Source organism: Kitasatospora sp. NPDC057965 (assembly GCF_042887135.1).
In the GTDB taxonomy this organism is placed as follows: Bacteria; Actinomycetota; Actinomycetes; order Streptomycetales; family Streptomycetaceae; genus Kitasatospora.
This window is the reverse complement of sequence record NZ_JBHVPZ010000009.1, coordinates 212,869-237,854: the sequence shown is the minus strand read 5'-3', so window position 1 is coordinate 237,854 and position 24,986 is coordinate 212,869. Positions and strand designations below refer to the sequence as shown.

At 74.6% G+C, this 24,986-nt stretch carries 25 protein-coding genes; 12 read left to right on the top strand and 13 right to left on the bottom strand.

Features of this window, described 5'->3' with window-relative positions:
• The first annotated feature begins 361 nt into the window (after positions 1-361).
• Positions 362-1,483: an alpha/beta hydrolase gene (locus ACFVVU_RS14590; RefSeq protein ID WP_380679200.1), complete on the top strand. Its 1,122-nt coding sequence runs from the start codon at positions 362-364 to the stop codon at positions 1,481-1,483.
• Positions 1,484-1,588: 105 nt separating this feature from the next.
• On the opposite strand, the gene ACFVVU_RS14585 is transcribed toward ACFVVU_RS14590, so the two are convergent.
• Positions 1,589-3,202, bottom strand: coding sequence for a PucR family transcriptional regulator (locus ACFVVU_RS14585; protein WP_380679197.1), 1,614 nt, complete (start codon positions 3,200-3,202; stop codon positions 1,589-1,591).
• 451 nt (positions 3,203-3,653) lie between these two features.
• On the opposite strand from ACFVVU_RS14585, the gene ACFVVU_RS14580 reads away from it, so the two are divergent.
• The 4 genes from ACFVVU_RS14580 (at position 3,654) to ACFVVU_RS14565 (ending at position 8,983) form a co-directional block, all read left to right on the top strand.
• Entirely contained in the window at positions 3,654-4,547 is an 894-nt protein-coding gene (locus ACFVVU_RS14580) for an FAD binding domain-containing protein (protein WP_387790054.1), read from the top strand.
• Positions 4,544-5,077, top strand: a complete 534-nt coding sequence (locus ACFVVU_RS14575; protein ID WP_387790113.1) for a (2Fe-2S)-binding protein — start codon at positions 4,544-4,546, stop codon at positions 5,075-5,077. The genes ACFVVU_RS14580 and ACFVVU_RS14575 overlap by 4 nt, the downstream gene beginning before the upstream one ends.
• Positions 5,074-7,446, top strand: coding sequence for a xanthine dehydrogenase subunit D (gene pucD, locus ACFVVU_RS14570; RefSeq protein WP_380679191.1), 2,373 nt, complete (start codon positions 5,074-5,076; stop codon positions 7,444-7,446). Before ACFVVU_RS14575 ends, pucD begins: the two co-directional genes overlap by 4 nt.
• 301 nt (positions 7,447-7,747) lie before the next feature.
• Positions 7,748-8,983 carry an XdhC family protein gene (locus ACFVVU_RS14565; RefSeq protein WP_387790052.1) on the top strand — a complete coding sequence of 412 codons (1,236 nt, stop codon included), beginning with the start codon at positions 7,748-7,750 and terminating at the stop codon, positions 8,981-8,983.
• An 11-nt stretch (positions 8,984-8,994) separates the two neighbouring features.
• On the opposite strand, the gene ACFVVU_RS14560 is transcribed toward ACFVVU_RS14565, so the two are convergent.
• Positions 8,995-9,291, bottom strand: a complete 297-nt coding sequence (locus ACFVVU_RS14560; protein ID WP_387790051.1) for a hypothetical protein — start codon at positions 9,289-9,291, stop codon at positions 8,995-8,997.
• Positions 9,292-9,471: 180 nt separating this feature from the next.
• On the opposite strand from ACFVVU_RS14560, the gene ACFVVU_RS14555 reads away from it, so the two are divergent.
• Positions 9,472-9,765: a hypothetical protein gene (locus ACFVVU_RS14555; RefSeq protein WP_380679182.1), complete on the top strand. Its 294-nt coding sequence runs from the start codon at positions 9,472-9,474 to the stop codon at positions 9,763-9,765.
• Between the two features lie 64 nt (positions 9,766-9,829).
• Here ACFVVU_RS14555 and ACFVVU_RS14550 read toward each other — a convergent pair whose 3' ends face one another.
• The gene (locus tag ACFVVU_RS14550) at positions 9,830-10,486 is read right to left on the bottom strand and encodes a LysE family translocator (RefSeq protein WP_387790049.1); all 657 of its coding nucleotides are present in this window, start codon (positions 10,484-10,486) and stop codon (positions 9,830-9,832) included.
• Positions 10,487-10,563: 77 nt separating this feature from the next.
• Positions 10,564-10,782: a cold-shock protein gene (locus ACFVVU_RS14545; RefSeq protein ID WP_380679176.1), complete on the bottom strand. Its 219-nt coding sequence runs from the start codon at positions 10,780-10,782 to the stop codon at positions 10,564-10,566.
• Between the two features lie 117 nt (positions 10,783-10,899).
• Between ACFVVU_RS14545 and ACFVVU_RS14540 the strand changes: the two genes are divergently transcribed.
• Positions 10,900-11,922 carry a helix-turn-helix transcriptional regulator gene (locus ACFVVU_RS14540; protein ID WP_387790112.1) on the top strand — a complete coding sequence of 341 codons (1,023 nt, stop codon included), beginning with the start codon at positions 10,900-10,902 and terminating at the stop codon, positions 11,920-11,922.
• On the opposite strand, the gene ACFVVU_RS14535 is transcribed toward ACFVVU_RS14540, so the two are convergent.
• Positions 11,913-12,830 carry an SDR family oxidoreductase gene (locus tag ACFVVU_RS14535; protein WP_387790047.1) on the bottom strand — a complete coding sequence of 306 codons (918 nt, stop codon included), beginning with the start codon at positions 12,828-12,830 and terminating at the stop codon, positions 11,913-11,915. The genes ACFVVU_RS14540 and ACFVVU_RS14535 overlap by 10 nt on opposite strands.
• Before the next feature lie 144 nt (positions 12,831-12,974).
• On the opposite strand from ACFVVU_RS14535, the gene ACFVVU_RS14530 reads away from it, so the two are divergent.
• Together ACFVVU_RS14530 and ACFVVU_RS14525 are read left to right on the top strand one after the other, a co-directional pair.
• A complete protein-coding gene (locus ACFVVU_RS14530; protein ID WP_387790046.1) occupies positions 12,975-13,253 on the top strand; it encodes a CopG family transcriptional regulator in 279 nt (92 codons plus the stop codon).
• On the top strand, positions 13,250-13,690 hold the full coding sequence (locus tag ACFVVU_RS14525) for a VapC toxin family PIN domain ribonuclease (RefSeq protein ID WP_387790044.1): 441 nt from the start codon (positions 13,250-13,252) through the stop codon (positions 13,688-13,690). Before ACFVVU_RS14530 ends, ACFVVU_RS14525 begins: the two co-directional genes overlap by 4 nt.
• 63 nt (positions 13,691-13,753) lie before the next feature.
• Here the strand turns inward: ACFVVU_RS14525 and ACFVVU_RS14520 are convergent, their stop codons facing one another.
• From ACFVVU_RS14520 to ACFVVU_RS14485, 8 genes are all read right to left on the bottom strand, one after another.
• The gene (locus ACFVVU_RS14520) at positions 13,754-15,490 is read right to left on the bottom strand and encodes an SDR family oxidoreductase (protein ID WP_387790042.1); all 1,737 of its coding nucleotides are present in this window, start codon (positions 15,488-15,490) and stop codon (positions 13,754-13,756) included.
• Entirely contained in the window at positions 15,487-16,473 is a 987-nt protein-coding gene (locus ACFVVU_RS14515) for a M24 family metallopeptidase (protein WP_387790040.1), read from the bottom strand. Before ACFVVU_RS14515 ends, ACFVVU_RS14520 begins: the two co-directional genes overlap by 4 nt.
• 14 nt (positions 16,474-16,487) lie before the next feature.
• Complete coding sequence (locus tag ACFVVU_RS14510) at positions 16,488-17,576, bottom strand: PDR/VanB family oxidoreductase (RefSeq protein WP_387790039.1); 1,089 nt, start codon at positions 17,574-17,576, stop codon at positions 16,488-16,490.
• 215 nt (positions 17,577-17,791) lie between these two features.
• Positions 17,792-18,706 carry a metal-dependent hydrolase gene (locus ACFVVU_RS14505; protein WP_380679155.1) on the bottom strand — a complete coding sequence of 305 codons (915 nt, stop codon included), beginning with the start codon at positions 18,704-18,706 and terminating at the stop codon, positions 17,792-17,794.
• Between the two features lie 207 nt (positions 18,707-18,913).
• Positions 18,914-19,693: an IclR family transcriptional regulator gene (locus tag ACFVVU_RS14500; protein WP_380679152.1), complete on the bottom strand. Its 780-nt coding sequence runs from the start codon at positions 19,691-19,693 to the stop codon at positions 18,914-18,916.
• Positions 19,694-20,221: 528 nt separating this feature from the next.
• On the bottom strand, positions 20,222-21,592 hold the full coding sequence (gene allB, locus ACFVVU_RS14495) for an allantoinase AllB (RefSeq protein WP_387790110.1): 1,371 nt from the start codon (positions 21,590-21,592) through the stop codon (positions 20,222-20,224).
• Between the two features lie 120 nt (positions 21,593-21,712).
• On the bottom strand, positions 21,713-22,150 hold the full coding sequence (locus tag ACFVVU_RS14490) for a DUF6882 domain-containing protein (RefSeq protein ID WP_380715058.1): 438 nt from the start codon (positions 22,148-22,150) through the stop codon (positions 21,713-21,715).
• 135 nt (positions 22,151-22,285) lie between these two features.
• The gene (locus ACFVVU_RS14485) at positions 22,286-23,431 is read right to left on the bottom strand and encodes a glycerate kinase (RefSeq protein WP_387790037.1); all 1,146 of its coding nucleotides are present in this window, start codon (positions 23,429-23,431) and stop codon (positions 22,286-22,288) included.
• A 239-nt stretch (positions 23,432-23,670) separates the two neighbouring features.
• Here ACFVVU_RS14485 and ACFVVU_RS14480 point away from each other — a divergent pair, with 239 nt between their 5' ends.
• The 3 genes from ACFVVU_RS14480 (at position 23,671) to uraD (ending at position 24,970) form a co-directional block, all read left to right on the top strand.
• The gene (locus ACFVVU_RS14480) at positions 23,671-23,949 is read left to right on the top strand and encodes a thiamine-binding protein (RefSeq protein ID WP_380679227.1); all 279 of its coding nucleotides are present in this window, start codon (positions 23,671-23,673) and stop codon (positions 23,947-23,949) included.
• On the top strand, positions 23,946-24,326 hold the full coding sequence (locus ACFVVU_RS14475; RefSeq protein ID WP_380679140.1) for a helix-turn-helix domain-containing protein: 381 nt from the start codon (positions 23,946-23,948) through the stop codon (positions 24,324-24,326). The genes ACFVVU_RS14480 and ACFVVU_RS14475 overlap by 4 nt, the downstream gene beginning before the upstream one ends.
• Positions 24,327-24,466: 140 nt before the next feature.
• Positions 24,467-24,970: a 2-oxo-4-hydroxy-4-carboxy-5-ureidoimidazoline decarboxylase gene (gene uraD / locus ACFVVU_RS14470; RefSeq protein ID WP_387790036.1), complete on the top strand. Its 504-nt coding sequence runs from the start codon at positions 24,467-24,469 to the stop codon at positions 24,968-24,970.
• Positions 24,971-24,986: the final 16 nt, after the last annotated feature.

The following is a 24,986-nucleotide window of genomic DNA, read 5'->3' as shown; positions in this document are numbered from 1 at the left end:
TCATCCCCATAGTCTCGCTTCCCCGCGGACGCGCGTTCGCACCGCCTCGCCCGGCGGGCCGATCCGTCCGGACGGTATCGTGCCCAGCGGGGGGATTCCTGGGAGTCCGCTGAGTACGGCGTCCGGGTGGAGCCCGTCAGGATGGCAGACTAGGGCGGACCCGAAAAGGGGGGCTTCGCGTGAACGTGATGTTCCTCTCAGGTTCCGCACAGATTCCGACGGCAACCGATCCCCGTTTCTGGCCGTCTGATGCCATTGAGGTGGCGGTCCGGGCGAGTGGGGCCCGGGCGGCTTCGAACCCGGATACGAGAACTTCATGCAACTGACAGGTACGCCATTCTTCATCTGCACGGTCGTTCTCGTGCCGATCTCCATCGCGGTGGCGATGTGGTTCTGGGGCCGCGTCAAGGGCCCCGAGCCGGTGCGCGTCCTGTCCAGGCTCGCCATGCTGGTGTTCTGCCAGGTCACCGCGGTGATCATGGTGTTCGTCATGGTCAACAACGCCAACCTCATCTACGGCAACTGGGACGACCTGCTCGGCACCGGCAACCACGTGCGGGCGGTGCCCTCCGTCCCGCCGCAGGAGCCGGCCGCGGCCGGCCAGGGCGCGGCCCCGGCGGGCGGCGGCGGCGGTGCGCCGGCGGGCGACGCGGCCCACCCGGCGGCCAACAAGGTCCAGCAGTCCTTCCGCGGCGTGGACGACCCGAAGGTGCCGGGCGACGTCCAGAAGACCGACCTCAAGGGCCAGCTGTCCGGCGTCGACGGCGAGGTGCTGGTCTGGCTGCCGCCGCAGTACAACGACCCGGCGTTCAAGGACAAGAAGTTCCCGGTGGTCGAGCTGATCCCCGGCTACCCGGGCTCCTCCTCCACCTGGTACGGCACGCTCAAGGTCTCCGAGCAGCTGAAGCCGCTGATGCAGCAGGGCAAGGTGGCGCCGTTCATCCTGGTCTCCCCGCGCACCCTGCTGCTGGGCAACCACACCGACGCGGGCTGCACCGACGTGCCGGGCAAGGTCAACGCGGACACCTGGCTGACCCGGGACGTGCCGCAGATGATCCTGGACAACTTCCGGGCCGACCCGTCCGCCGACCGCTGGGGCATCGCCGGCTACTCGGCGGGGGCCCACTGCGCCGCCAAGCTCTCGCTGGCCCACCCGAACCGCTACCGGGCCGGCGTCAGCCTCTCCGGCTACAACGACCCGGCGACCGAGAAGGACTCGCTGGTCGGCAAGGACGCCAAGCTGCGCGAGGCCAACAACCCGGTCAACATCCTGAAGGGCTCCGCCCAGCCGCCGAAGGTCTCGCTGTACGTCTCCGGCAACAAGGGCGACGGCTACGAGGACGGCCAGGCGATCGCCGCCGCCGCCAAGGCGCCCACCACCGTGCAGGTGGTCGAGACCACCGGCCCGCACTCCAGCGACGTGTGGAAGGACATGGTGCCGGGCGTCTTCGAGTGGCTGACCGGCGTCATCCCGGTCCAGTAGCCCGGTCGACGCGTTCGACACGTAGCGGCCCCGAAGCGGCCCCGGAGCGTCCTCGCGCTCCGGGGCCGCCGTCGTTCCCGCCCCGGCCGTCCACCGGCCGCGGGCCTACTGGGCCAGTTCCAGTGCCAGGTAGAAGTCCACCCGGTCCTCCAGACGGGACAGGTCGCGGCCGGTCAACTCCTCGATGCGGCCGATCCGGTAGCGCAGCGTGTTGACGTGGACGTGCAGCTGGGCGGCGCACCTGGTCCACGAGCCGTCCGAGCGCAGGAACGCCTCCAGGGTGCGGACGAGGTCCCCCTGGTGCTCCAGGTCGTAGGCGATCACGGTGTCCAGCAGCCGGCTGCGGAAGGCACGGCGGACCTCGTCCGGCACGGCCGCCAGCAGCAGCACGTGCGAGGCCAGCTCCTCCGGCCCGGCCACCCGGACCCGGCCGACCCGGGAGGCGGCGATCCGGCCGGCGTGCCGGGCCTCCTCCAGCGCGCCGCGCAGACCGGCCGCCTCGCGGGCGGGGGCGGAGACGCCGAGGGTGATCCGGCCCTCCGCGCCGAGCCCGGCCTCCAGCGGGGCCAGCAGCTCGCGCAGCGCCTCGGCGGCCACCGGGCCGTCCTGCGGCGCGGGCATCACCACCACCGCGCCGGTCCCGGCGCCGGCGACCAACGCGTGGTCGGCGGCACCGTCCAGCGCCTCCTCCAGGACGGCCCGCACCGCGCCCTCGGGCAGGCCGGTGCCCTCGGCGCTGAGCACCAGCCAGGCGCCGGCCGCCGCCGTCGCCCCGGAGCCGGGGCCCTCGTCGCGGGCGGTCATCGCCGAGGACGCGAACAGGGCGCGGCCGATCTCGGCCGGCTCGGCGTCGCGCCGCAGCAGGGCGAGCAGCTCGTCGGCGAGACGGCGGCGCAGCCGGCGGCCCTCGTCGCGGCGGTGGCGCTCGGCGGCGACCAGCCGGGCGAGGTTCTCGGCGAGCTGCTGGCGCTTGGCGGTCCACTCGGTGACGTCGCCGGCGACCACGAGCACCCAGTCGGCGAGCGGGGACGGGGCCGGCGTGGACGGCGCCGGTGCGGCGGCGGGCGCGGGCAGCAGCGAGTAGGTGCCGGCCGCCAGGCGCACCCGGTGCGGGGGGCGGCGGTGCTGGCGCCGGGCGGTGAGGTGGGCGCGCACCAGCTGGTCGCGGTCCCCGGCGGGCAGCCGGTCGGCGGGGCCGGCGATCACCGCGCCGGTCGGACCGAGCACCCAGCAGTCGAGGTCGAGGTCGCCGCCGAGCAGGTCGAGCACGGCGTCCAGGCCCCCGCCGCCGGCCGCCGAGACCAGCAGCCGGTGCCGGTCGACCAGGGCGGCCAGGTCGGCGGCCCGGTCCGCGGAGACCTGGCGGCCGACGAACTCGGTGACGGTGCCGAAGGCGATGTCGTCGGGCACGGCGAGCAGCGGCATCCGGTGCCGGCGGCAGGCCTCGACGAGGTCCTCGGGCACCGGCCCGACCTCCGCCTCGCCGGCCGCCAGGGCGACCGCGCCGCCGGCGGCCAGGGTGCGCACGAAGCGCTCGGAGTCCGCCGGGGCGGTGCGCCAGAGCATGCCGGTGAGGACCAGCTCGCCGCCGTGCAGGTACCGCCCGGGGTCGTGGAGGTCGGTCGTCATCACACCGCTGACCTGCCGGTCCAGCTCCTCCTCGGCCGCGAGCAGGCGCAGGCGCGGGGCGCCGGGGGCGAGCAGGTCACGGACGCGCATCCGCGGGCTCCTTAGGGCAAGGGGGTGGAGTGGGGGGTGGTCCGAGCGCTCGGTCCGCGGTCACAGTCTGCCCGAACATCCGTGCTCGGCGTGACGTCCGCGGGGTGCCCGGGTCGCGGGCCGTGGCCGGGGAATCACGGGCGGATCACGGTCGTAGGTGGGACCGGGAGCGGCCCGGCCGCGGCGCCGTCCCGCGCACGGGCCCCTTGGAGGAACGTACAGGATGCCGGACGGCGCGGCCGCCGGGGATTCATGCCATCGGTGACTGCCCCCGGCGGAGGTCACCGGGTTCACTGGCCGGACAGTGCCGCGAAGTGCCGGAGACGCCCCGCGACCGGATCCCGGCCGGGCCTGGACGGGCCTGGACGGGACGAGCCGGGACGGGACGGGCCGGGACGGGATGGGACGGGCCTGGACGGGCCTGGACGGGACGACGTGAGGAGGCATCCGGATGGAGTTCCTTCGCCCCTCCGACTGGGCCGGGGCGCTCGCGGCGAAGGCCGAGCACCCGGCCGCGCTGCCCGTCGCCGGCGGCACCGACGTCATGGTCGAGCTGAACTTCGGCCTGCGCCGGCCGCCCGCGGTCCTCGACCTGAACCGCGTCGCCGAGCTCGCCGAGTGGTCACGGGACGGCGCGGTGGTCCGGCTCGGCGCCGCCGTCCCGTACAGCCGGATCATCGGCGAGCTGTCCGGGCCGCTGCCCGGCCTGGCGCTGGCCGCCCGCACCGTCGGCTCCCCGCAGATCCGCAACCGGGGCAGCGTCGGCGGCAACCTGGGCGCCGCCTCGCCGGCCGGCGACGCGCACCCGCCGCTGCTGGCGGCCGGACGGGACGTGCTCGTCGAGGCGGCCTCGGTGCGCGGCACCCGGCTGATCCCGATCGACGACTTCTACCTCGGGGTGAAGCGCAACGCCCTGGAGCCCGACGAGCTGATCCGCGCCGTGCGGATCCCGGTCGCCGACGGCCCGCAGCAGTTCTCCAAGGTCGGCACCCGCAACGCGATGGTGATCGCGGTCTGCGCGTTCGGCCTCGCGCTGCACCCGCGCACCCGCACCGTCGGCACCGGCCTCGGCTCGGCCGCCCCCACCCCGCGGCGCGCCGTCGAGGCCGAGGAGTACCTGCGGGAGGTGCTCGCCGAGCGCGGCCGGTGGGACAGCGGCGAGCCGCCGGGCGCCGAGGAGCTGCGGCGGTTCGGCGAGCTGGTGGGCGCCGCCGCCGCCCCGATCGACGACGTCCGGGGCAGCGCCGACTACCGGCGCCACGCGCTCGCCGTGATGGCGCGGCGCACGCTCACCTGGGCCTGGAACGACTACCGCGAACAGATCGGGAGCGCGGCATGGGCATGAGGGTCACGTTCACCGCCAACGGCAGGCCGGTCGAGGCCGACGACGTGTGGGAGGGCGAGAGCCTGCTCCACGTGCTGCGCGAGCGGCTCGGCCTGCCCGGCTCGAAGAACGCCTGCGAGCAGGGCGAGTGCGGCTCCTGCACGGTCTACCTGGACGGCCTGCCGGTCTGCGCCTGCCTGGTCGCGGCCGGCCAGGCCCAGGACCGCGAGGTGCGCACCGTCGAGGGCCTCGGCACGCCGGACGGCGGGCTGGGCGTCGTCCAGCAGGCGTTCCTGGACGCCGGCGCCGTCCAGTGCGGCTTCTGCACACCCGGCCTGCTGGTGCAGACCGACGCGCTGCTGGCCCGGGACCCGCGGCCCTGCGACGCGGACATCCGCGAGGCGCTGTCGGGCAACCTGTGCCGGTGCACCGGCTACGAGAAGATCATGGACGCGGTGCGGCTGGCCGCCGCCCGCACCCGCGCGGGCCGAGGGGCCGGGGCGGACGGGGCGGACGCGGCCGATGCGGCAGACGGGACGGTGACCGGATGAGCGCGCGGACCGTGCAGGGCGAGAAGAACCTCCAGGACATCCGGCAGAGCAGCCCGCACGGTGTCGGCGGCTCACCGCTGCGCCCGGACGGCACGCTGAAGGTGCGCGGCGAGTTCGCGTACTCCTCCGACCTGTGGCACGAGTCGATGCTCTGGGGCACGACGCTGCGCTCGCCGCACGCCCGGGCGAACGTCCGCTCCGTCGACGTCTCCGGGGCGCTCGCCGTGCCCGGCGTGTTCGCGGTGCTCACCCACGAGGACATCCCCGGCGAGAAGTACTACGGGCTGGACGTCCCCGACCAGCCGGCCCTGGCGATCGACCGGATCCGCTACCACGGCGAGCCCGTCGCACTGGTCGCCGCCGACCACCCGGAGACCGCCCGGCGCGCGGCCCGGAACATCAGGGTCGACTACGAGGTGCTCACCCCGATCGTCACCGAGGAGCAGTGCCTCGACCCGCGGACGTACGGCTATGTGCACGAGCCGCACGAGTACCGCTCGCACGCCCACGGCAACATCTGCCACGAGCAGCGGCTGGTCCACGGCCTGGGCGTCACCGACGAGGTGCGGGCGCTGGCCGACGTGGTGGTCCGCGGCAGCTACGAGGTCGGCATGCAGGACCAGGCCTTCCTCGGCCCGGAGTCCGGGCTGGCGGTGCCGGCCGAGGACGGCGGCGTCGACCTCTACGTCGCCACCCAGTGGCTGCACGCGGACCGCCGGCAGATGGCGCCGGTGCTCGGGCTGCCCGAGGAGAAGGTCCGGCTCACCCTGGCCGGCGTCGGCGGGGCGTTCGGCGGCCGCGAGGACCTCTCGATGCAGATCCACGCGTGCCTGCTGGCGCTGCGCACCGGCCGACCGGTCAAGATCGTCTACTCCCGGGACGAGTCGTTCCTCGGCCACGTCCACCGCCACCCCGCGCGGATGACCTACGAGCACGGCGCCACCCGGGACGGCAGGCTGGTCTACTCCGACGCCCGGATCGTGCTGGACGGCGGCGCGTACGCCTCCACCTCGCCCGCCGTGGTCGGCAACGCGGCCTCGCTGGGCAACGGCCCGTACGTGATCCCGAACGTGCGGATGCACGCGCTCGCGCTGTACAGCAACAACCCGTCCTGCGGGGCGATGCGCGGCTTCGGCGCGGTGCAGGCGGCGTTCGGCTACGAGAGCCAGATGGACCGGCTGGCCGCCGAACTGGGCATGGACCCGGTCGAGTTCCGGCAGCTCAACGCCGTGCGGCAGGGCGACCGGATGCCCACCGGCCAGGAGATCGACGCACCCGCGCCGGTCGCCGAACTGCTGCGGCGGGTCAAGGAGATGCCGCTGCCCCGGCCGCTGGAGACGCGCGACCCCGACCTGCGGCAACTGCCCGGCGGGCTGTCCAACACCTCGCACGGCGAGGGCGTCGTGCGAGGCGTCGGCTACTCGGTCGGCATCAAGAACGTCGGCTTCTCCGAGGGCTTCGACGACTACTCCACCGCGCGGGTGCGGCTGGAGGTGATCGGCGGCGAGCCGGTCGCCCTGGTGCACACCGCGATGGCCGAGGTCGGCCAGGGCGGTGTCACCGTGCACGCGCAGATCGCCCGCACCGAGCTGGGCGTCGAGCAGGTGACCATCCAGCCCGCCGACACCCGGATCGGCTCGGCCGGCTCCACCTCCGCCTCCCGGCAGACCTACATGACCGGCGGCGCGGTCAAGCTGGCCGCCGAGGCCGTGCGTCGGGAGCTGATCGAGCGGGGCCGGCGCCGCTACGGCTGGACCGGGGACGACCTCACGCTCGCCGACGGCAAGGTCGTCTCCGCGTCGGCCGGGCCGCTGGCCGCCATCGCCGACCTGCTCGGCGACGAGGCGATCGACCTGACCCGCGAGCACCGCCACCGCCCCACCGCCCCGTTCGACCCGCAGACCGGGCAGGGCTTCGGCCACGTCCAGTACTCCTTCTGCGCCAACCGCGCGGTGGTCGACGTGGACGTCGAACTGGGGCTGGTCAAGGTGGTCGAACTGAGCGCCGTCCAGGACGTCGGGCGGGCGGTCAACCCGCTCGCGGTGGTCGGCCAGATCCAGGGCGCCTGCACCCAGGCGCTCGGGCTCGCGGTGATGGAGGAGATCGTCGTGCGGGACGGGAAGGTGCGCAACGCCTCCTTCACCGACTACCTCGTCCCGACCATCCTGGACACCCCGCCGATCCCGGTCGAGATCCTCGAACTGCCCGACCCGCACGCCCCGTACGGGCTGCGCGGGGTGGGCGAAGCGCCGACCGTCTCGGCCACGCCGTCGATCGTGGCGGCCGTCCGCGCGGCCACCGGGCTGGCGCTGAACCGGATCCCGGTGCGGCCCGAGCACCTGACCACCGAACGGCCCGGGACGGCGTAGGGCCGGGACGGCGCAGGCGCGGAGAGGCTGCGGGCACCGGAGAGGCTGCGGCCACCGGAGAGGCTGCGGGCACCGGAGAGGCTGCGGGCACCGGAGAGGCTGCGGTCTCCGGGGAGGCTGCGGGCTCCGGGGAGGCCGGCGCAGGCGCGGGGAGGCCGTGGGCGCCGGGCCGGCCGGTGCCGGGACGGTGCGACCTGGCCGCCCGGGTGCCCGCCGCCGTACGGGATCGTTCTCCCGTACGGCGGCGGTGCCCCCGGTGGCCCGGTCCGCCCACCCTCGACAGCGCGAAGGAGCTCCCGTCATGCAGGACATCGCCGAGCAGTTGCTGGCCTGGCACGCGGCCGGCCGCTCCTTCGCCGTGGCCACCGTCGTCGGGATCACCGGCAGCGCCCCGCGCGACCCGGGCGCCGCGCTCGCCGTCGACACGCACGGCGAGGCCGTCGGCAGCGTCTCCGGCGGCTGCGTCGAGGGGGCCGTCTACGAGCTGTGCCGGGCCGCCCTCGCCTCCGGCGAACCGGTGCTGGAACGGTTCGGCTACAGCGACGAGGACGCCTTCGCCGTCGGCCTGACCTGCGGCGGCGCCCTGGACGTCTTCGTCCAGCCGGTCGTGCCCGGCGCGGACCCGGCGCTGGACACCGGCATCGCGCTCATCGCCGCCGGCACCCCCGTGGCACTCGCCCGGGTCGTCGCCGGGCCGGCCGGACTGCTCGGCGCCACCCTCGCCGTCACCGCCGACGGCCACCACGGCGCCCTCGCGCCCGCCCCCGCGGTGTCGACGACGCTGGAGCGGGCCGCCGTCACCGAGGCGCGCGCCCTGCTCGACGCCGGTCGCACCGGACGGCTCGTCCTCGGCCTCGACGGGCGCCCCTGCGACGAGCGCGGGCCGGGCACCGTCACCCTGTTCGTCGAGTCGTACGTGCCCGCGCCGCGGATGCTGGTGTTCGGCGCGATCGACTTCGCCGCGGCGGTGGTGCGGATCGGCCGGTTCCTCGGCTACCACGTCACCGTCTGCGACGCCCGGCCCGTCTTCGCCACCGAACGTCGCTTCCCCGAGGCCGACCGGGTCGTCGTCGACTGGCCGCACCGCTACCTGGACTCCCAGCTGGACCGGCTGGACGGCCGCACGGTGCTCTGCGTGCTCACCCACGACGCCAAGTTCGACCTCCCGCTGCTGGAGCGCGCGCTGCGGCTGCCGCTCGGCTTCGTCGGGGCGATGGGCTCGCGCCGCACCCACCGCGAGCGGGAGGCGAAACTGCGCGAGGCCGGGCTGACCGACGCCGAACTCGCCCGGCTGCACTCCCCCATCGGCCTCGACCTCGGCGCCCGTACCCCCGAGGAGACGGCCGTCTCGGTCGCCGCCGAGATCGTCGCGCACCGGCGGGGCGGCGGCTGCCTGCCGCTCAGCGCCGGGGACGGGCCGATCCACCACGACCGGCGGGTGGTGGTGGGCGGTCCGGCGGAGGACCGGGCTGAGGGCCGGGTGGAGAGTCGGGCGGAGGGCCGGGCGGAGGGCCCCGGTGAGCCGCACGCCGCCTGAGCGGTGCGGCGTCAGCTCACGATGTTGTAGGCCTCGCAGATCAGCGGCGCGGCCGTCGGCACACCGACCTCGCGAAGGATCGGCATCAGCACCGCCGCGAAGTGCTCGTACGCCTCCCGCGACTCCCAGACGTCGGTGACGTGCCAGCCCTCGCCGTCCTCCGTCGGACCGGCCGCGTGCAGCAGCAGGCCGCGCACCGGCCAGTCCTCGGGCCGGTTCAGACCGGCGCCGCCGGTCAGCCGGTCCACCGCCTCCTCGTACTGCTCCAGGGTCACCCCGGGGAGGTCGAGCACCGCGATGATCGCCATGGGGCGGCTCCTGTTCCTGCCGGCGGCCCGACGGTCCGTCGCCGCTCGGTGCCTCCCAGTGCAGCCCGCCCGCCGCCGCGTCGGCCAACCCGGTACCGCCGAACGGGTGAATTGCGGGCCCCGCGCGGCGGCGGGAGGCTGGAAACGAGGACTCACCCGAGCCCGGGAAGGGGCACCGCCATGCGCGTGCTGCTGGAGATCGAACTCGACACCCAGACCGCCAACCGGGCCGTCGCCGACGGCGCCGTCGCGGAGAAGTTCGGCCGGATCATGTCCGACCTCAAGCCCGAGGCCGCCTACGCCTTCCCCCGCCACGGCCGGCGCTGTCAGATCATCGTCGTGGACGTGCCCGACGAGGCCGCCGTGGTGGCGGTCTGCGAGCCCTTCTGGCTGGAGTTCAACGCCCATGTCGACATGCACATCTGCATGGACCCGGAGCAGTTGACCGAGGGCCTGCGGCGACTGGGCCGCTGAGCGCCGCGGGCTCCCGTTCCGTTGCAGGAGCCCGTCCCGTCGCGTCCCGTCGCGTCCCGTCGCGTCAGTCGGAGACCGCGAGCTTCACGCCGAACCCGACCACCACCACACCGGTCACCCGGTCCATCGCCCGGCGCGCCGCCGGACGGCGCAGCCAGCCGCGCAGCACCCGGGCGAAGCCCACCAGCACCAGCGACCAGAGCAGTCCCTCCACCACGTGCACGCAGGTCAGCGCCACCCCGGCGGCGAAGTGCGGGACCCCCGCCGGAATGAACTGCGGCAGCACGGCCACGTAGAAGACGCCCACCTTGGGGTTCAGCAGATTGGTGAGCAGGCCGCGCCGCCAGCCGGACGCCAGTCCGCCCGCCGGGGCCTTCTCCTCGGCCTCCCCCTGCGCCTGCGCGTCCCCGTCCGCGTCCCCGTCACCGTCCTTGGCCCGGGCGCGGATCATCCCGATCCCCATCCACACCAGGTACGCGGCGCCCGCCCAGCGCAGCACCTCGTAGCCGACCCGGGAGGCGGTGAGCAGCGCCGTCACCCCGGCGGAGGTGAGCGTCCCCCAGAGCAGCGTGCCGGTCTGGATGCCCAGCACCACGCCCCAGGCCTGCCGCCGGTGGCCCAGGGCCGACGTCCGCAGGATCAGGGCGGTGTCCAGCCCCGGGGTGAGCGTCAGCAGCCCCACGACGAGAGCGAAGGACCAGAGAGCAGTCGTCATTTCCATGGACCCTCATCGTACGGGGGAACGGATCGTCGGCCGCACCGGTTTTTGACCTGCGGATTCCCAGAAACGGGGGTCGATCAGGCCGACCGGCGGACCCGCTCGGCGACCCGGCGACCCTCCTGCTCGGTCGGGTCGTACTCCACCCGCTGGCCCTCGGTCAGCACCCGGTCACCGTCACCGCCGCCGGCCGTCAGGATCGAGTCGAAGTACACGTACAGCGGCGGGCCGTCGTCGTCGGGGGTGATCAGACCGTACCCGTGGTTCGCGTGGTAGGACTGCACGGTGCCGGTGGCCATCGGGTCTCCTCGGGTCCGGTGCTGGGCGCGTGGGCCCGCACACCCCCCGGCCATCCATGATCGGTGCTGAACCGGCCGGGCGCGCGCCCCGGCCCCGAACGGGAGGACGGCCCGCCGATGCGCACCGCCCGGGCGATCTCGCTGCTCCTGCTGCTCCAGGCGCGCCGCAGCATGACCGGCGCCGAACTCGCCGCCGAACTGGAGGTCTCCGAGCGCACCGTGCAGCGCGACGTGCTGGCCCTGGCCGAGGCCGGCGTCCCGGTGTACGCCGACCGCGGGCGGGCCGGCGGCTACCGGCTGCTCGACGGCTACCGCACCCGGCTGACCGGCCTCGACCGCGCCGAGGCGGAGGTGCTGCTGCTGGCCGGACTGCCCGGGCCGCTCGGGGACATGGGCCTCGCCGATCCGGCGCTGGCCGCCCGGCTCAAGGTGGCCGGCGAACTCGGCGAGGCACCGGCCGCCGGGGCCCGGCGGTTCCACCTGGACGCGCCCGGGTGGTTCCGCGACGCGCCCGTTCCGTCGCTGCTGGCCGAGGTCGCGCGGGCGGTGTGGGGCGGGCGGCTGCTGCGGGTGGGCTACCCGCGGCGTTCCGGGGTCGGATCCGGGCCCGGCCCGGCTGTGGAGGCGATCACGGTCGAGCGGCTGCGGGTGCTGCGGCCGTACGGGCTGGTGCTGAAGGCGGGCACCTGGTACCTGGTCGCCCGGCCCGACGACGACGAGGCCGCCGCCCACCGGGTCTACCGGGTCGACCGGCTGGCCGCCGCCGAAGCGCTGGCCGACCGGCCGTTCCGGCGCGACGAGGCGTTCGACCTCGCCGCGTTCTGGGACGCCAAGGCCGCCGAGTTCGCCCGCTCACTGCTGCGGGAGCGGGTGACCGTCCGGCTCAGCCCGCACGGCCTCGACCGGCTGCCGCACCTGCTCGAACCGGTCGCCGTCCAGGAGGCGCTGGCCACCGTCGGACCACCCGACGCGCACGGCTGGGTGACGGTCCGCCTCCCCGTGGAGTCGCTGGACGTCGGCTACGAGGAGCTGCTGCGGCTCGGGCCGGAGGCCGAGGTCCTCGAACCGCCGGAGCTGCGGCGGCGGCTGGCAGAGGCCGCGGCCCGCGCCGCCGCCCGCTACGGCCCGCCTCAGCGGTAGCCGGCCGGGTCGACGGGACCGTCCGCCGCCTCCACGTCCACCAGGTAGCGCCAGGAGTCCGGCCGGCTGCCGTCCAGATCGGTGAAGCCGTACTCCAGTGCCAGCCCGCCGCTGGAGAACGAGCCGCCGTTGAACCGTGCCACCTCCGGGTCGGCGGCCAGCGCCACCACCGCGCGCCCGACGTACGCCGGGGACTCCGAGATGCCGAACTGCGGCTCGGCCGCCGTCGCCTCGCGCCAGGTCGCCTCGGTGACGCCGAAGTGCTCCAGCATCATCTCCGAACGCATCCACCCCGGTGTCAGCGCCACCGCCGTCGCCCCGCGCGGGCCCAGCTCATGCCCCAGCGCGAAGGCCATCCGCAACACGGCCGCCTTGGCGACGTCGTAGAAGAAGGAGTTCCGGTAGCGGGTCGCGTTGTACTCGGCGGTGCCGTCGGTCATCTCCACCACCAGCCCGCCGGGGCGGCGCAGCAGCAGCGGCAGCAGGTGGTGGCTGGTGACCGCGTGCGTCTCGACGGCCAGCCGCAGCAGCCGCAGTCCCTTGTCCAGGTCGTGCTCCCAGACCGGCTCCTCCCACCCGAACAGGTGCTCGCCGCCCCAGATGTCGTTCACCAGGACGTCCAGCCCGCCCTGCTCTGCCTCGATCCGCGCGGCCACCGCCGCGACGTCGGCGGGCACCAGGTGGTCGGCGCGCACCGCGATGCCGTGCCCGCCGGCCGCCGTGACCAGCTCGGCCGTCTCCTCCAGGGTCTCCGCGCGCCCGTACTCGCCCCGGTGCCCGCCTGCGCTGCGCCCCGTCCCGTACACCGTCGCCCCGGCGGCCCCCAGCGCCACCGCGATCCCCCGCCCGGCTCCCCGGGTGGCCCCCGCCACCAACGCGACCTTGCCCTTCAGCGGCTGCTCCGTCATCCCTCGCCCTTCCTCGCGGCCGGTGGTGTCTCCACCCGTCACCACCGATGCTCCCCCGGAATCCCGACACCTCCTGTCGGGATTCCTGGAGTGATCCACGATCCACCGAAGCCCCGGGACGTATGGCAGCGGCACCATAGGCATATGGCTCTCAAGCGCACGACCGTCTACGTCGAAGCCGAGGATCTCGCCGTGATCAAGGAGGCGGCGGCCCGGGAGGGGATAGCGGAGGCCGAGATCATCCGGGAGGGGATCCACCTCGCGGCGATGTCCAGGCGCACCTGGGACGAACCGTTCTTCAGCCGGACCCACCAGCCGATCGGTGAGGCCACCGAGGACGACGTCTGGGCGGACAAGGCGGCAGCCTACGAGCGGACGAAGCAGGCCCCCGTCCCGCCCGGGCAAGAGCGGGGCTCTGCGTGATCGTCGTGGTGGCGGACACGTCGGGCCTGCTCGCCGCCCTCGACGAAAGCCACCCGACCGGCCCCGCCGCACGCGAGGTCCTGGACCGCTCGGGCCTCCTGGTCGATTCCCCCGTGCTGCTGAGCGAACTCGATCATCTCGCCCGGCGGATCCTGGGAGTCGGCGCCGCACTCGGCTCGGTGAACGACGTCCTGCGACGGGTTCGGTCCGGACGAGCGGTGATGCCCGAGATCACCGCCGAGATTCTGGAAGCGGCGCAGGCCGTTCGGGCCCGGCATCTCGGCCTGCGCCTCGACCTGACGGACGCCGTCAACGTCGCCCTGGCCGCGCAATTCCGGACGGATGCGATCCTGACGCTCGATCAACGGGACTTCCGCGCCCTCCGCCCCCTGACGACCGAGCACAAGGCCTTCCGGATCCTGCCCTTCGACCTGTGAGTCGCCCTTCACCGCCCCCGGGTACGCGGTGTCACGCCGCGCCCCGGGTCTCGTCACCTCCACTCAGGTGACGTTGAGGCGGGCGGCGAGGCGCAGCAGGCCCGGGGCGAGGCGGCTGAGGAAGCGGGCGGCCTTGGCCTCGGGGGTGACGGGGACGACGGCCTTGCCGGAGCGGACGGCGGCGAGGACGGCGGCGGCGACCTTCTCGGGCGGGAAGCCCCGGCGGGCGTAGAGGCGGGCGGCGCGGGCCTGCTTGGCGGCCTGTTCGTCGGCGGTGGTGGCGGAGAAGGTGGAGGTGCGGGTGATGTTGGTGTTGACGATGCCGGGGCAGATGGTGGAGACGCCGATGCCGTGGCCGGCGAGTTCGGCGCGCAGGCAGTCGGAGAGCATGAAGACGGCGGCCTTGCTGGTCGCGTAGGCGGTGAGCGCCTTGGACGGCAGGTAGGCGGCGGCCGAGGCGAGGTTGACGATGTGGCCGCCCTCGTCGCGTTCGGCCATCAGGGTGCCGAAGGCGCGGCAGCCGTGGATGACGCCCCAGAGGTTGACGTCCAGGACCCGCTGCCACTCCTTCTCGGTGGTCTCCAGGAAGGTGCCGGAGTGACCGATGCCCGCGTTGTTGACGACCACGTCGGGCACGCCGTGCTCGGCGGCCACCTGCTGGGCGAAGGCGTCGACGGCGGCGCCGTCGCTGACGTCGACGCGGTAGGCGTGCGCGGTCGGGCCGAGCAGGTCGGCGAGTTCGGCGGTGCGGCGGGCCGCGTCGAGGTCGAGGTCGCAGACCACCACGCGGGCTCCCTCCTCGGCGAAGGCGAGCGCGGTGGCCCGGCCGATGCCACTGCCGCCTCCGGTGATGACGACCAGCCGGCCGTCCTCGGCGGTGGACGCGGTGGACGCGGCCGTGTCACCGGCCTCGGTGCGGGTGACGTGCTCGCGGACCATGGCGGCCACGGTGCCTCCCTTCTCCAGCAGCGCGGACCAGTGGGTGGCGCGCAGGGTGCGGCGGGTGAGCCTGGGCACCCAGCGCTCCAGGCCCTCGAAGAGACAACCGCCGACGTAGTGGTCCTCGGTGAGGGTGATCAGCTGGACCGGCACCTCGGTGGGGCGTTCGCGCGGGTTGCGCAGGGTGGGGCGCATGTTGGCCCGGTAGAGCTCGATGCCGCGCACCGCGTCGCGCCGCAGGGTGGGCTGCGGGTGACCGGGGCGCGGGGTGACGCCCTCCAGGTCGCGCAGCACCCGCGGCCAGGCGCGGGCGAGGCCGAGCCGCCAGACGCCGGGGGCGAGGAAGGGCAGGTGGAAGGCGGTGATGTACCAGGAGTGGGCGCCCTGGGCGAGCAGTTGCCTCAGGTGGCGCGGGGTGGGGCGGCGCAGGCGCTCGCGCAGCCAGAAGCCCGTGTGGTCCAGGCAGGGGCCGGACATGGTGGTGTAGGAGGCGAGGCGGCGTTCGGCGCCGGGGGCGGTGACGGCCTCCCAGGACTGCAGCGAGCCCCAGTCGTGGGCGACGAGGTGCACCGGGCGGTCGGGGCTGACGGCGTCGGCGACGGCGAACAGGTCGGCGGCCAGCTGTTCGAGGCGGTAGCCGGCCCGGTCGGCGGGGACGCCGGAGGCGCCGGCGCCGCGCACGTCGTAGCGGACCACGTGGTGGTCGCGGGCGAGGTCGGCGGCGACGTCGTCCCAGACTGCGTGGGTGTCGGGGTAGCCGTGGACCAGCAGGACGGTGGGCGCGGCCGGGTCGCCCTGCTCGTGGACGGCGAGCGGCAGGCCTCCGGAGTGGACCGTGCGGCGGCGGGTGGGCGTGCTCATCGGACGGCTCCCTCGGGGGCGGCGGTGGGCTCGGTCGGGTCGGTGCCGGTCGGGCCGGTCCCGGCCGGGTCGGTCGCGACCGTTCCGGTGCCGGTCGGGCCGGTGGTCCCGGTCGGTCCGGTCCCGGTCGCGGTGGGGGCAGTATTCCAGCGGCGGACGTGCGGGAGGTCGTCGTCGAGCCAGTAGGCGTCGTCCTCCGTCACCACCAGCAGCTCCTCGAACTTGATGCCGACCTCGCGGAAACCGATGTGCGGCTCCACCGCCCACAGGCCCGGGGTGGGCGCGTGCCGGGAGGAGCGGCCGTCCGCCCAGAGCGGCGAACGGCCGTGCAGGCGCTCGCTGACGAGTTCGCGGCCGAGCGTCTGGAGGGTGCGCACGCCGAAGCCGAGGACGTTCACCCCGGCCGGGCCGCGGGCCGTGGTCCGGGTGACCTGGTGGCCGATCACCCGGCCCGGGTAGACGCGGTGGCGGTTGTCGTAGCCGTGCGCCTCGATCTGCGCGTCGACGGCCGCGTACACCTCGGCGAGCGGCCTGCGGGCGCGGACCTCGGCGAGGATCAGCTCGCGGTAGACCCGGAGGTCGGCGGCGAGGCGGTCCCAGACGCGGTTCTCGCCGACCTTGCCGCCGTAGCCGATGTCGGCGGTGTAGCCGTCGACGACGGGCGCGCAGTCCAGCACGTACGGCATGCCTTCCTGGAGGCGGCGGTTGCCGGCGAAGAACTGCAAGGGGGTGTGGAAGTGGCGGAACGCCGTCCGGTCGCCGAACCAGGCGAACGGGACGTGGAAGAAGTCCTGGACCCCGGCGACGACCAGACGGCGGCGCAGTTCGGCGGTGGCCTGGCGTTCGGTGACGCCGGGTTCGATCCAGGCGGCGACCTGCTCGGCGCAGTCGTAGGCGAGCTGCTGGGTCTCGCGGAAGCGGGCGAGGTCGCGCTCGGTGAACGGGAAGGCGGGGGTGGCGGGGGTGGCGGGGGTGCGCGGCACGGCGGGGTTCCCTTCTAGACGTCGAGCACGAGGGTCTCGCCCCCGGCTGCGCGGGAGACGCAGGGCAGCAGGGCGCCGGCGGCGCGCTGGTCGGGGGTGAGGCGGCGGTCGCGGTGGTCGGGGGTGCCGGCCAGCAGGCGGACCTCGCAGGTGCCGCAGAAGCCCTGCTTGCAGGAGTAGGCGAGGCCGGGGCGGACCTCGCGGAGCACGTCCAGGGCGGAACGGTCGGCGGGGACGGCAAGCTCGGGGCCGTCGGTGCCGAGGCGGACGGTGAACGGCTCGCCGCCGATGACCGGGGCGGCACCGAAGCGTTCGAAGTGCAGGGAGGCTGCGGGCGAGGCGTCGAGGGCCTGCTGCACGGCGGCGAGCATCGGGGCCGGGCCGCAGCAGTAGACGGCGGCGCCGCGCGGCGCGTGGGCGAGCAGTTCCGCGCCGGTGGGCGGGGCGCCGTGTTCCTCGTCGGTGCGCAGGTGGACCCGGCGGGGGTCGAGGGCGCGCAGCTCGGCGGCGAACGGGAGGGTGTCGGCACTGCGGCCGGCGTGGACCAACTGCCAGTCCAGGCCGTGCCGCTGGGCCTCGCGGGCCATCGGGAGCAGCGGGGTGACGCCGATGCCGCCGGCCAGCAGCAGCACGGCCGGCTCGGCGCAGAAGGCGAAGCCGTTGCGCGGGCGGCGGACGGTCAGCCGGGTGCCGGGGTGCACGCTGTCGTGGATCTCGACGGAGCCGCCGCCACCGTCGGGCAGGCGGCGCACGGCGATCCGGTAGGCGGAGCGGTCGGCGGGGTCGCCGCAGAGCGAGTAGTGGCGCTGGCGGCCGGAGGGGAGCGTGAGGCCCAGGTGGGCGCCGGGCTGCCAGGCCGGGAGGAGGCCGCCGGAGGAATCGGCGAGGGTCAGCTCGACGGCGTCGGCGGCGACGGCCCGGCGGGCGGTGACGACCAGGTGGAGCGCCGGGGCCGGGCGGCCGAGGGGGCGTCGGGGGTTGCGGCGCAGGAGCGGGCCGCCGAGGGCGGGGCTGTAGCGGTCGCCGAACGCGGTGAGGAAGCGGAAGAAGGTGTCGGCCCGGGGACGGCCGTAGAGGTCGGGGGGCGGGGTGCGCAGGTCCATCCGGCGGGGTCCTTGGGGGCTCGGGTGGTACGGGCTCGGGTCCTGGGGGCTGGGGGTGGGGGCTGGGGCTTGGGGGCCTGACAGTTGACGGCTGACGACTGACAGCTGACAGATTTCAGCTGACAGATAACGTCAGCTGTTATCTGTCAGCTGTCAGCTGTTATCCGTCAGTCGTCAGCCGTTCTCCGTCGGAGCTCGACCGTCGGCTCCGGCGCTCAGCGGCCGGCGGCGGCTCGGGCGGCCGGGGAGGTCGCGAGGTAGCCGAGGGCCTGGCTGGAGGAGCCCTCCTGGGTGGGGTGGTAGCCGGGGCGCAGGTAGCGCAGGCCGGAGCGGAGCGACCGGACCGGGTCGGGCAGCAGGCCGCGCCTGGCGATCCGGCCGGCCTCTCGCCAGGTGGGCTTGAGCCGGCCGTCGAGGGTGGGGTCGGCGGCGAGCAGGAAGCGGGCACCGCGCACCCAGAGGTGGACCAGCAGCGGCCCGGAGACGAGCATGCCGCGGATCCGGCGCGCGTAGCCCGGGTCGAGGTGGACCATCAGGTCGAAGGCCACGCTGCGGTGCTCGACCTCCTCGGCGCCGTGCCAGCGCAGCAGGTCGAGCATGGTCGGGTCGGCCTTGGCGCGGTCCAGGCCCGGCGAGTTGAGCGCCCAGTTGCCGAGGAAGGCGGTGAAGTGCTCGATCGCCGCGACAAAGGCGACCCGCTCGATGAGGTTCTCGCGCTGCCGCGCGGCGGACAGGCCGGGCTTGTCGCCGAGCACCCGCTGGAACAGCCAGGCGATCTGGCGCACATAGGGGCGCGGGTCGAGGCCCTGGCCGAGCAGGTGGTCGAGGACCTCCTGGTGCGCCTCGGCATGGATGGCCTCCTGGCCGATGAACCCCAGGACCTCGTCCCGCAGTTGCTCGTCGCGGACCATCGGCAGGGCTTCCTTGAAGACCTTGACGAACCAGCGCTCACCCTCGGGCAGGAGCAGGTGCAGGACGTTGATGACGTGGGTGGCCATCGGCTCGTCGGGGATCCAGTGCAACGGCAGACCGGCCCAGTCGAAGCGGACGTCGCGCGGTTCCAGGACGAGGCCCTCGTGCACCCGGGCGGCGGGTGCGGCGAGGGCCGGGACGGGGGTGGGGCTGGGCATGGGAGGGCCCTCCTGACCTGCGGGTGGCGGCTCGACCCGGCACAACGTACTCGCGGGTAGCCATCGCCACAAGGGTTTCGGCGCGCCTTATCGACATCGAGTCTAATAAGTTCCGCCCAACACGGAACCTCACCCGGCCGCCCGGCGAACCGACCCCCGGAAACACGAGGACCCCGCCGGAGCGGGGTCCCTGGGCACGCGGTCCGGTCAGACCGCCATCGCGAGCATCAGCGGCGCGGCGCGGGCGGCGAGCAGTTCGGCCGCCGCCTTCAGCCGGTGCACGTTGTCCACCGGCATCGAGGTGGCGAGGCAGCCGACCGTGCTGCCGGCGGTCACCGGCACGGCCGCGCAGACCGTGCCGAGGGCGTACTCCTGAATGTCCAGCACCGGCACGGTGGCCGGCTGGCGCTCCAGCCGGTGCATCAGCTGGTCGGCGTCGGTGACCGTCCGCGAGGTGAGCCGGGCCACCGGATGGCGGGACAGGTGGTCGCGGCGCGCGTCGTGGTCGAGCTGGCTGAGCAGGCACTTGCCGATCGCGCTCGCGTGCGCGGTGGCACGGAAGTCCACCCACTCCTGCACCGCCGGTGCGCCGTCCGACGCCGAGACCGCCTCGACCGACAACTCCCCCTCGTGGTACCGACTGAAGTACACTGCGGCACCCAACTCGTCCCGCAGCTCGGCGAGTTTGCTGTCCAGCCGGGCGCGGACCAACTGCTCCCGGTTGTGCTGGCCGAGAAGGGCGAACGTCCCGCCGAGCACCCAACCGCCGTCCTGGCAGGCCAGGTAGCCCTCGATCTCCAGGATCTCCGCGAGCCGGCGAACCGTCGGCAGCCCCAGGGACGTCTCCCTCGCCAGGGTGACCAGGGTGGCACCGCCGGGGTGCCGGTCGACCGCCTCCAACAGTCTGAGGGCGTGCTGCAGGGAGGCGAACGAACCGGGCACGCCCTGCTCCGGTACGGCGTGACGGCCCGGGGCTGGTGTCGACATGTCGTCCCCTTCCGATGTCCCCCCGCGGCGTGACCGGCGGGTAGGGTCCAGCCTATCGACCGGCGGACGCCGCCATCGCCTCCTCGCGGGATATTCGGGCAGGCCCGGTGGAACACTTGACTGGCATATGCCCCACCGCGCCCCCTCGTACCCCCTTGCGGTCACGGGTGATCAGCAGCGCGGCACCACCGGGTCGTTGCTGCCCGTACCGGTCCGGGCGACCGAACCCGCGAGGTCGCGGAAGCCGAAGCCCGACCCGCCGGAGCGCCGCCCGGCCACTCGTAGAGCGTCACCGTGTCCCAGATCGCGCCGACGCCCTATCGCCCGTCGACCGCCGGGCCGCCGGGCCGGAAGCTGACCGACAGCCCGGTGTTGTACGGGAAGGCCGTCAAGCGCCTGCCGGACCAGGCAACCTCCAGGCGCCCGCCGCAGAAGCCGACCGCAGGTGGCCCATGACCGCCACCCCAGCCGGTGCGGACGATCGTCGCCGACAGCACCTGAGCCGACTCGCCCCGGCCACGGTCGCGGTCACCCGCACGGGGCCGAGGCGGAACCGGGGCGTTGGAGCTGGACGCCGAAGGGCTCGCCGGCGACGTCCACCACGCGGCCGCGCAGCCAGGTGGTGCGCACGGCACCGGCGAACGTGCGGCCCGCGTACGGGGTCACCGGGTGGCGGTGGTGCAACTCGGCGGCACGGACCGCGAACTCGCCGTCCGGGTCGAAGGCGACCAGATCGGCGTCGTGCCCGACCGCTATGGCGCCCTTCCGCCCGTCGAGGCCGGCCAGCCGGGCCGGTCCTGCGGACATCCAGCGGACCACGTCGGCGAGGGTGTGGCCGCGCCGTCGGGCCTCGGTCCAGACGGCCCGCAGGCCCAGTTGGAGCGAGGCGATGCCGCCCCAGGCCGCCGCGAAGTCCCCGCTGCCGCCGTGCGCGGGAAGTAACTTGAGGCCGGGCGTGGACGGCGAGTGGTCGGACACCACCGCGGCGAGCTCCCCCGCCGCCAGAGCCGCCCAGAGCGCCTCGCGGTTGGCCTCGTCGCGGATCGGCGGGCAGCACTTGAACGCGGTGCCGCCGTCCGGGACCGCTTCGGCGGCCAGGGTCAGATAGTGCGGGCAGGTCTCGGCGGAAACCTCGACGCCCTCCGCGCGGGCCCGGCGCAACAGTGGCAGCACCGCCGCCGAGGAGACGTGCAGGACGTGCACCCGGGCGTCGGTACGGCGGGCCGCCGCCAGCAGCCGGGCGACGGCGGCGGTCTCCGCGGCGGCGGGGCGGGAGGCGAGGAAGTCCCGGTAGCGGACACCGGGTTGTAACGGTGCCGCGGCCAGCACGGCCGGGTCCTCGGCGTGGACGACCGCCAGCGCGCCGAGCCGGGCCTGCTCGGCGAGCACGGCCTCCAGTCCGGCCGCGTCCAGGTGCGGGAACTCCTCGACACCGCTCGGCGCGAGGAAGGACTTGAAGCCGAACACGCCCGCGCGGTGCAGGGGTTCGAGATCGGCCAGATTGCCGGGGACGGCCCCGCCCCAGAATCCGAGGTCCACCCAGGCCCGACCCTCGGCGGCCTTCCGCTTGGCCGCCAGGCCGGCGGTCGTGGTGGTGGGGGGAACCGCGTTGAGCGGCATGTCGACGAGCGTGGTGACGCCGCCGGCCGCGGCGGCCCGGGTGGCGGTGGCGAAGCCCTCCCACTCGGTGCGACCGGGCTCGTTGACGTGCACGTGGGTGTCGACCAGACCGGGCAGCAGGGCGGTCCCGCCCAGGTCGGCCGTCGGGGCGCCATCGGCCGGGACGGAGCCGTGTGCGGCGATCCGCGCGATCCTCCCGTCGCGGACCAGCACGTCCGCGGGGCGTTCGCCGTCCGGTAGGACCACCCGACGGGAGCGGATCACCACGGTTTCACCCAGGGGCACGGGGACCTCCGAAGCCTGGACGAGGGCGGGTGGATCGAAGGACGGCCCGGAGCCTAGGCCCGCCTTCGGCAGACCGTCAATGGACCGGGCGGCGGTTCCGCGACTTCAGTGCCGTCATCCGGCGACGGGATCCAAGTCATGGACCAGGAAGTGGAGTTGCACGTCGTCGGTGGAATCCGCCCACAGCCCTTCCGCGTCGAGTACGGATGCCGCGACCATCCGGGCCTCGGCGACGAGTTCGGGGTGGTAGTCGAAGCCGGGCCACGGCAGGACGGGGTGACCGTTCTCCTCCCCGAACCGCCGAACCCGCTCGATCTCCCCCAGGGCCGCCGGCGGAAGCGACTCATTCGCCCACGACCACAGCCACGACTGCCGGGGGATGCTGACGCTGCCGATCACCGTGAGCCTGCCGGCGAGGAAGACCTTGCCGGCGCGCGACCACGTGATCCGCGCGTCATCCATCGACCACTCGTACCGCACGTCACCCGACAGTCCGAAGCGTTCGATCATGACGGCCTGCCGAGTGCGGGCGCGTTCGCGAGCCGCTAGCACGACCTCCTCCCATGCGGAGTGGTCGTGATGCGGTCGGTCGTCCACTGTGGTGTCCCCTCGTGCCAGAACGGTCGGCCAGATCCTCCCATTCGGCCCGACGGCCCAGGTCGGCGGGCCCGGATGTCGAACGCCGAGCTAGGCGCGCAGCAGCAGGGCCGCCGCCAGTCGCTCCCCCGCGACCTCGGCCAGCTCCCCGGCCCTGGTCAGGCTGTCGGCGGGGCCGTCACCCATCTCGCTCAGCGCGTAGACGGCGACGAAGCCGGCCGCCCGCCACTCGCGCTCGGACAGCTCCACCCGCCCCGCCACGGCGGCCACCGGCACCCCTGCCCTGGCCGCTGCCGCCGCGACTCCGGCGGGGGCCTTGCCGTGGAGCGTCTGCGCGTCCAGGCAGCCCTCGCCGGTGACGACGAGGCGCGCCCCGCGCACCGCCTCGTCGAAACCGAGCAGGTCGAGCAGGAACTCGATGCCGGGTCGCACGGTGGCGCCGAGCAGGGCCAGCGCGGCGAATCCGACCCCGCCCGCGGCGCCGGCACCGGGGGCGTCGCGGACGTCCCGGCCGACCGTGGTGCCGACCACCTCGGCGAACCGGGTCAGGCCGTCCTCCAGCACCACCAGGTCCTCGCGGCTCGCGCCCTTCTGTGGTCCGTAGACGGCCGCGGCGCCGCGCGGGCCGAGCAGCGGATTGTCGACGTCGCAGGCCACGACGACCTCGACGCCCGCCAGGGTGCGGGCCAGCGGGCCGGGGTCGATTCGCGCCAACCGGCGCAACGCGGCGCCGCCGGAGGGAAGTTCGGCGCCGTCGGCGTCCAGCAGGGAGACGCCCAGCGCCTGGAGCAGACCGGCCCCGCCGTCGGTGCTCGCGCTGCCGCCGAGCCCGAGCACGACCCGCCGGGCCCCATCACCGACGACCCGGGCGATCAGCTGGCCGACCCCGTAGGAGCCGGCCGTCAGCGGGGCGGTCCGGCCGCCGGGGAGCCGGGCCAGGCCCGCGGCCTGGGCGAGTTCGACGACGGCGGTGGTACCACGGACGGCGAGCGCGGCGTCCACCGGCAGGCCGGTCGGGCCGGCCACCTCGACGGGGACCCGGGCGAAGCCGGCCGCGAGAGCGGCGGCCAGGGTGCCCTCGCCGCCATCGGCGACGGGCAGTTCGCGCACCTCGGTGCCGGGCACCGCGCGACGGATGCCGGCGGCGATCCGGGCGGCCGCCTCGGCGCCCTCCAGGGTTCCCTTGAACTTGTCGGGAGCGAGGACCACATGGCCCTGATGGGGGGTGGCGGGCATGGTGTGGGCCTCACTTCCGAACCGGTCCGGCGATGGTTCACCAAGCATGAGCCCCGGCAGCCCCGGTCGACGCCTTGGGGCGGCTGACGGCTGACGGCTGACAGATTTCAGATAACAGATTGCAGATAACAGATTCTGTCAGCTGTCACCGCATGTCCTCCGGGCCGCCCAACGCCCGAGCCCCCGTGAAGCGAAGCACCGCCCCGGCCCGTGATCGCTAGAGTGAGCGGGTGCGATTGATGGTGGAGTTCACAACAGAACCGTTCCAACTGGACACGTTCCCGCCACACGCCGTGGCGGCCCGCCGGGCGGTCGACGAGGCCGGACTGGCCGTCTCGGTCGGCCCGTTCGGCACCGGCGCCGAGGGCGGGGCCGAGCAGGTCCTGGCCGCCGTGACCGCGCTGCTCCGGGAGAGCCTGGACGCCGGCGCGACCCGGATCTCGCTCCAGGTCAGCGTCCTCGGCCGGCCCGACGGCCGCCGGCCCGACGACGACGCGGCCTCCGGCGGCAAGCCGTGACCGAGCAGCCGCAACACCCGCTCGCCGCAGCACTCAAGCCGCTGCTGGACGCGGTCGGCGCGACGCCCGTCCCGCTGGGCGAGGCGAAGCCCGAGGACATCGTCCTGGAGTGGGAGGGCGAGCGGGCGCTGGCCGTCCGGCTTCCGCACCTCAGCAACGCACTGGACCGCCTGCTGGCCGAGATGACCCGCCGGTTCGACGGCCGGCCGCTGGCCGAACTGGACCGTGCGGAGAAGCAGCGCGTGGTCGCCCAGTTGGAGGAGCACGGCGCGTTCACCGTCCGCCACGGCGTGGAAACGGTCGCCACCGCGCTCGGTGTCAGCCGCTTCACCGTCTACAACTACCTCAACCGCCAGGACAGTTCGAAATCGGGCTGACCCGGAGCCGATCCGGTCCGCACGTCGCCGCGAACGGGTGCGCGCCGCGACACGCACCACCAACTGTTCAACAGAGTGTTGACGACCCGATCCCTCGGATCTAGCTTGTGCGGGTGGCACCACTCCCCGGAGGTCCATCCGTGACCGACCGTCCCCTCACGTTTGACTCCCTGGCGGCCACCGACGCCGGCGAACTGCGGAGGATCCTGCTGGACGTCTGCGCCAGCCCCGCCTGGGCCGACGCCGTCGCGGCGACCCGCCCCTGGCGGGACCGCCGGGCCCTGCTGGACGCCAACGCCGAGGCGATGGCGGCCCTCTCCATCACCGATCTGCACGAGGCGATGGCCGGCCACCCCCGGATCGGCGCACCGGAGCCGGGCCATGACGCCTCCCGGCGGGAGCAGGCCGCGGTCCGCGGGGCCGACGAGGCCCTGCTCGACGAGCTGCGCCGGGCGAACGCCGCGTACGAGGCCAAGTTCGGCCACGTGTTCCTGATCTGCGCGACCGGCCGCACCTCGGCCGCCATGCTCGCCGCCCTGCGCGAGCGCCACCCCAACGAACCCGCCACCGAGACGGAGATCGCCCGGGGTGAGCTGCGGAAGATCAACGACATCCGTATCACCCGCCTGCTCGACGGCGACTGACGCTCCATCATCTCCG